The organism is Kitasatospora aureofaciens, assembly GCF_019192735.1.
In the GTDB taxonomy this organism is placed as follows: Bacteria; Actinomycetota; Actinomycetes; order Streptomycetales; family Streptomycetaceae; genus Kitasatospora; species Kitasatospora aureofaciens_A.
The window spans coordinates 184,758-191,107 of record NZ_JAHTKP010000013.1; the positions used below are offsets into that span (position 1 = coordinate 184,758).

Below are 6,350 nucleotides of genomic sequence, written 5' to 3' on the forward strand. Positions count from 1 at the left end.
CGCGCCGGGCCGGAGCTCCTAGTACTCGTCGGCGGTGCGCAGCCGTTCCGGGGCGGTGCCGAGCACCAGTGCGGAGATCGCCTGGTCAATGCCGTGGCCCAGGAACCACTCGCCGGTGTGGTCCAGGCTGTAGACGCGGCCCTCCTCGTCGACGGCGAGCAGTGCCTGCCCGTACGCCTCCTCGCCGAGCGGGGCGAGCTTGCTGCCCAGGGCGCGGCCGAGGTCGGCCAGGGTGCGCGGCTGGTGCAGTCCGCACAGCGGGTCGATCAGGAACGGGGTGCGGGCCAGTTGCCGCCCGGGGCCGGACAGGTCGAAGGCGAGGCCGCCGAACTCGGCCCAGGCCTCCACCGCCGCCGGGAACACCGCGTGCGGCACGCCGGCCGGAGCGCCGTACCCGACCAGGGCATCGGCCCACTCCTCGGCCTGCTGGATCTGCCAGCGGCCGGGGTGCCAGCCGGCCGCCTTGAGCTCGGCGGCGACGTCGGCGGGGAAGCGCGGGCGGGTCCGCCCGGGGGTGCTCGCGGCCAGGGTGGCCGGCGGGGGCGGGGGCGGGCTGGGCGGATTCAGGACGTGCTCCGGGGGATCGGGGACGGGGACGTGGCAGGGCGCGGGCGGCGACCGGTCGATCTGTGGCCTGCTGGTCGGACGGCCGGTCAGCGGGCGGGTGGCCCGACCGCGACGCTCTGCACGGTGAAGTGCTCCAGCATCGGGGCGCACGAGCGGCACGGCGGCGCGTGGGTGCCGTGCGCCGGGTCGTCCTCCTCGCGGATCCGGACGGTGGTCATCCGGGAGCCCTTGAGCGCCTTGCGGGCCTCGTGCAGGCTCATCGCCTTGCGGGCGGCGCGCTTGGAGCGCCGGCCGTCCACGGTGGTGAGGTACTGCGACAGCAGCACCGCCTCCGGGCAGCGGCCGGTGAACCGCTCGCGCAGCTCGATCGGCAGCCCGTCCAGGAACTCGCCGACCAGCGGGTGCAGGACCGGGCGCCGGGCGGGCTTGTCGCCGGCCAGGGTGTGCACCTCGCCGCCCTTGAGCGACAGCGCGGCGGCGACGGCGGGCAGCAGGCTGTCGCGGTGGTGGCGCAGCACGGGCGGGCCCGCCGGCTCACCGGTGGTCATGCGTCCTCCTCCTCGTTCCCGCTGACGGCAGGACTGGTGGGGCCAGTCCGGGGCAAGCCTGTCAAACGACACCGACATCCGCACAACCGGGGGTGCGGGGGTGGGCGAACCTTCGTGTGCGGCCGTCCGGCCCCGGCCGGGATTCTGACGGAACCCTGGCTCAATCTGCACGCCATCGTCACGACTTGTCCGCCGATCTGCTGAAGAAGCCCCTGGGTCGCGGCCCCGGCCGGTACCGTTCCGGCAGCGGGCCGAGGGGATGCGGCCGGCCGCCCGGGACGGCGGGGCGAGAGCCGACTCCGGTGCCCGCGACGACCGTTGGTGGCCGCCGGGGCGCGCCTGCCCGGTGCCGGAGCGAGAGGGCTCGTGCGATGACGTCGTGGCAGGGCGAGGCGGAGGACGCCAACGAGGCGCCCGGCGGGCACGTGCCCACGCCGGGCGAACCACCCCGGCCCGCACCCGACCGGCCGGTCGGCATCGCCGTGGTCGGGGCCGGCTACTGGGGCCCGAAGCTGGTCCGCAACGCCCAGCACACCCGGGCGTTGCGGCTGCACTGGCTCTGCGACCTGGATCTGGCCAAGGCCCGCCGGGTGCTGGGGGAGTACAGCACCGTCGGGGCGACCGACTCCTACCGCCGGGTGCTGGACGACGACCGGGTCGACGCCGTCGCGGTGGCCGTGCCCGCCGCCGCGCACCACCGGCTGGTCCGGGCCGCGCTGGAGGCCGGCAAGCACGTCCTGGTGGAGAAGCCGATCACCACGTCCGCCGCCGAGGCCGCCGAACTCGTCGAACTCGCCGAGGCCCGCGGGCTGGTGCTGATGTGCGATCACACCTTCTGCTACACCCCGGTGGTGCGCCGGATCCGCGAACTCGTGCACGGCGGCGAGATCGGCGACGTCCAGTTCTTCGACTCCGTGCGGATCAACCTCGGCCTGGTGCAGCCGGACGTGGACGTGCTGTGGGACCTCGCCCCGCACGACCTGTCGATCCTCGACTTCGTGCTGCCGCCCGGCGTCGAGCCGGTCGAGGTGTCCGCCCAGGGCGCCGACCCGATCGGCGCCGGCCGGGCCTGCGTCGCCTACCTGACGGTCCGGCTGAGCAACGGCGCGCTGGCGCACTGCCACGTCAACTGGCTCTCCCCGACGAAGGTCCGCACCACCCTGATCGGCGGCTCCCGGCGCACCCTGGTCTGGGACGACCTCAACCCGCAGGCCCGGCTGGCCGTGCACGACCGCGGGGTGGACCTCACCCCGCCCGAGGAGGTGACCGACGCGATCCGGCACCGGGCGCTGATCTCCTACCGGGTCGGCGAGATGGTCGCGCCCGCGCTGGTCGAGCAGGAGGCGCTGCGCAACGTGATGGCCGAGTTCGCCGCCGCCATCACCGAGGGCAGGGCGCCGCTCACCGACGGCCGGGCCGGGGTGCGGGTGCTCCGGCTACTGGAGGCGGCCTCGCTGAGCCTCGAACTCGGCGGCGCCACCGTCCCGATGGGGGCGTCGGACCGGGACGGCGCAGCGTGCCCTCCGGCGGACCGGGCGACCGTCCGGTGAGCGCCGACGTTCCGCTGGTGGACCTGGCGGCCGCGCACGCCGAGGTGGCGGCAGAGATCCGGGCCGGGTTCGACCGGGTGCTCGCCGCCGGCGGCTTCGTCAAGGGCCCCGAAGTGGCCGGATTCGAGCGGGAGTACGCCGCCTTCACCGGCGCCCGGCACTGCGTCGGCGCCGCCAACGGCACCGACGCGCTCGAACTCGCCCTGCGCGCCCTCGCCCTGCCGCCCGGCGGCGGGGTGGTGCTGCCCGCCAACACCTTCGTCGCCACCGCCGAGGCCGTCCTGCGGGCCGGGCTGCGCCCGGTGCTCGTCGACGCGGACCCGGCGTACCTGCTGATCGACCCCGAGCGGGCCGCCGGCGCGCTCCCCGGGGCCGTCGCGCTGCTGCCCGTCCACCTCAACGGCCAACTCGCCCCGATGGGCCCGCTGCTCGACGTCGCCGACGGGCGGCCGGTGGTGGAGGACGCGGCGCAGTCCCAGGGCGCCCGGCAGCACGGCCGCGGCGCGTACGGGCGGATCGCGGCCACCAGCTTCTACCCCGGCAAGAACCTCGGCGGCTACGGCGACGCCGGCGCGGTCCTCACCGACGACGACGAACTCGCCGACGCCGTCCGGCTGATCGGTGACCACGGCGCCCGGGACAAGTATGTGCACGAGCGGATCGGCTTCAATTCCCGGATGGACGCGCTCCAGGCCGTCGTCCTGCGCGCCAAACTCCGCCGGCTGCCCGCCTGGAACGCCGCCCGCCGCGCCGCCGCCGCCCGCTACGACGCGCTGCTCGGCGGGCTCGACGGCCTCACCCTGCCGCGCACCGCGCCCGGCAACGAGCACGTCTGGCACCTGTACGCGGTGCGGATCGGCCCCGGCCGGGACCGGGACGCGGTGCTCGCCGCGCTGCGCGCCGCCGGGATCGGCGCCGGCGTGCACTATCCCGTCCCGGTGCACCTGCAGCCCGCGTTCCGCTCGCTCGGGTACCGCGAGGGCGCCTTCCCGGTCGCCGAACGGGCCGCCCGCGAGCTGCTCAGCCTGCCGCTCCACCCGCACATCACCGAGGCGCAGCAGGTGCGGGTGGCGGAGGCGCTGGCGGGGGCGCTCGGCGGCCGCGTGCCGTAGGTGCGGAGGTTCGGCAGGTGCGGAGGTTCCGCCGGGAGAGTGACCCCCTAGGCTGGTGTCCAGCAAGCGCACCGAGAATTTGCAGCAGCCAGTGGGGGCTCCCAGATGACGACAGGTCGGCCCGGCGTCGCCGCCGCACCGAACGCGGCGTACGCAGGTCAGGTGGTGCAGTTCCCGGATCCGGTCCGCGCCGAGCGGCACCCCGCCGGAGTCCGGGTGGACGAGTACGGCTACCCGGACTTCGGCCCGTACGCCGCCGCGGCGGCCGAGGTCGCCGACCCGCCCGAGGGCTTCGGCGTCGACGAGCTCCGGCTCACCGACTACGTCTCGGCCAACGCCGCGCTGTTCACCCAGGGCCACCCGCTCTGGGCCGACCTGCACACTGCCGTCGCCACCCCGCCAGGCTGGACCTGGCACCACGCGGTCGGCCGGGCCGCCCCCGGCTGGCGGCGGATGGAGCTGGTCCCGGTCGAGGTCAAGGCCATGCTGCGGCACCACGGCGGCCTGGCCACGTCCGCCGCCGACCACGGCCGCCGCGGCACCCGCCCGCTCCAGGAGCGCCGGCCGGTGCACTTCCCGCTGGCCCTGGACGGCGGCGACCCGATCGCCGTCCCCGAGGACCTGGTGCAGCGCGCCGAGGACCGCCTCGGCTACCGGCTGCCCGGCGCCTACCGCACCTTCCTCAAGCTGGGCGGCGGCCGGGCCCCGGTCGGCGTCGCGCTGGACACCGAGCTCGGCATGCTGCTCGACCAGCCGTTCCTGACCCTCAGCGAGGAGTACGGCACCGAGGACGTCGTGTACGCCAACAAGTGCCTGCGCGACCACCTCACCAAGGACTACCTCGGCATTGCCTACGCGCAGGGCGGCATCGTTGCGCTCAAGGTCCGCGGCGACCGGATCGGCTCGGTCTGGTTCTGCCTTTACGACGACGCCCGCGACACCGGTGCCCCGGAGGCCCCGGAGGACCGGGTCGCCCGGCTGCTGCTGCCCTGCGGCGAGGACTTCGACGCCTTCCTGGTCCGGCTGGCCGGCAGCCCGCCCGAGCTGGAGACGGTCGCGGAGCTGATGGTGGACGGCGGGTTCGCCCGGGCCGTCCCGGTGGACTGACGTGGCTGTGGTGGCTGTGGCTGTGCCGGTGGTGCCGGTGGTGCCGGTGGTGGATCGAGCGGGGACGAAGGGGACAGGGGTGAACCGGGCGTGGTGACGTACGCGCAGGCGCAGGAGCTCGCCGACGAGTGGATCAACGGCGGGGTGCCGCGCTCGCAGCAGCGCGAGGTGCGGGTCCGGGAGTTCGACCTGGGCTTCGTGTGCTGGGCGGTGCAGCCCGCGGACGGGCCGTCGGACGGGCCGTCGGAGGGGGTGGAGAGCGGCTCGGCGGGGGAGGCGCGGCTGGTGATCGCCCGGGACTCCGGTGCGAGCACGCTCTGGCCCGCGCTGCCCGTCAATGAGGTGGTCCGGCAGTACGAGGAGGTGTACGGGCGGCCGGTCGCGGCCAACCCGGCCGGGGCGGCCAAGCCCGCGCCCGGGCCGGTCGAGGCGACGTCGTTCCTGCTCAGCCCGCCGCAGTGGCTCCAGGAGGCGGGCGCGGCGGCGATCGCGGCGGAGGCGGAGCGGCTGGGGGAGGCTGCTGAACCTGTTGCTCCTCCGGCTCCTGCTGAGCCCGTTGCTCCGGTTGCTTCCGCTGCTCCCGTCGCTCCTCCGGCTCCCGTCGAGGCGGCTCCGCCCGTCGAGCCCGCTGTTCCGGCCGCGGCCGCTTCGTGGGCCCCGCCGACGACCCCGCCGGCCGTCCTGACCGCTCCGCCGGTCTCGGACCGGCCCGCCGGGGACGCGCCGACCATGCTCGCCCCGCCACCCGGCCACGACGAGCCGGCCGTCCCGCCGCAGGTGCAGGCGGCTCCGCCGGTGCCCCCGCCGGCCGCCCCGGTCGGGTCCGAGGCTGCGACCATGCTCATGCCCGACGGGCTGCGCACCTTCGGCTCCGATCTGCCCGACGCGCCCGCGCCCGCCGGGTCCGAGGCCGCGACCGCGCTGATGCCCAAGGGCGGCTACGGCATGCCCCCGGTCCCGCAGGCCCCGGCGCCCGCTCAGCCTCCGGCGGCGGCCGAGCCCGCGCCGACGCTGCTGGCGCCGGAGGGCGCCATCCCGGGGCTGATGGGGCTGCCCGGTGCGCCCGAGGCTCCTGGCGTGCCCGATGCCCAGGGTGCTCCCGCTGCCCCCGCCACGCCGCCCGCGGCCGGCCCGGCCGTCGAGTACGCGCCGACCATGCTGGCGCCGGAGGGCGGTATCCCGGGGCTGATGGGCCTGCCCGGCGCCCCCGGCCCTGCCGGTCCCGCCACCCCTGCTGCGCCGCCCGCGGCCGGGCCGGCCGTCGAGCACGCGCCGACCATGCTCGCCCCGCCCGGCGGCCCCGGGCTGATGGGCCTGCCCGGTGCCCCGCCCGCCGGTGCGCCCGCGGCCCCGCCGGCCCCCGATGCGTCGCACGGCGGCGGCTTCGGCCGCAACGCGGCGTCCGTCCCGCCGCCGCCCCCGCCGGCCGCGTTGCGCGGCGGCTCGCCCGGACCGGGGCTGCGGCC

At 76.7% G+C, this 6,350-nt stretch carries 5 protein-coding genes and 1 pseudogene; 4 read left to right on the forward strand and 2 right to left on the reverse strand.

Features of this window, described 5'->3' with window-relative positions; translation table 11 throughout:
- Positions 1–18 precede the first annotated feature (18 nt).
- Together KV557_RS16630 and KV557_RS16635 are read right to left on the reverse strand one after the other, a co-directional pair.
- Positions 19–528, reverse strand: coding sequence for an SUKH-3 domain-containing protein (locus KV557_RS16630; protein ID WP_218200947.1), 510 nt, complete (start codon positions 526–528; stop codon positions 19–21).
- Positions 529–653: 125 nt separating this feature from the next.
- Entirely contained in the window at positions 654–1,115 is a 462-nt protein-coding gene (locus KV557_RS16635; protein ID WP_256177489.1) for a YwqJ-related putative deaminase, read from the reverse strand.
- Between the two features lie 371 nt (positions 1,116–1,486).
- Here KV557_RS16635 and KV557_RS16640 point away from each other — a divergent pair, with 371 nt between their 5' ends.
- The 4 genes and pseudogenes from KV557_RS16640 to KV557_RS16655 form a co-directional block, all read left to right on the forward strand.
- A complete protein-coding gene (locus KV557_RS16640) occupies positions 1,487–2,665 on the forward strand; it encodes a Gfo/Idh/MocA family protein (protein WP_218200906.1) in 1,179 nt (392 codons plus the stop codon).
- Complete coding sequence (locus KV557_RS16645; RefSeq protein WP_218200908.1) at positions 2,662–3,777, forward strand: DegT/DnrJ/EryC1/StrS family aminotransferase; 1,116 nt, start codon at positions 2,662–2,664, stop codon at positions 3,775–3,777. The genes KV557_RS16640 and KV557_RS16645 overlap by 4 nt, the downstream gene beginning before the upstream one ends.
- A gap of 105 nt (positions 3,778–3,882) precedes the next feature.
- Positions 3,883–4,884, forward strand: coding sequence for an HNH endonuclease (locus tag KV557_RS16650; protein ID WP_218200911.1), 1,002 nt, complete (start codon positions 3,883–3,885; stop codon positions 4,882–4,884).
- A 93-nt stretch (positions 4,885–4,977) separates the two neighbouring features.
- Positions 4,978–6,350, forward strand: a pseudogene (locus KV557_RS16655) (SUKH-4 family immunity protein); the annotation flags it as partial.

Bases quoted from the DNA above. Each gene is read 5' to 3' on its own strand.
- KV557_RS16635 (WP_256177489.1), bottom strand. From the start codon at position 1,115: ATGACCACCGGTGAGCCGGCGGGCCCGCCCGTGCTGCGCCACCACCGC.
- KV557_RS16640 (WP_218200906.1), top strand. From the start codon at position 1,487: ATGACGTCGTGGCAGGGCGAGGCGGAGGACGCCAACGAGGCGCCCGGC.
- KV557_RS16650 (WP_218200911.1), top strand. From the start codon at position 3,883: ATGACGACAGGTCGGCCCGGCGTCGCCGCCGCACCGAACGCGGCGTAC.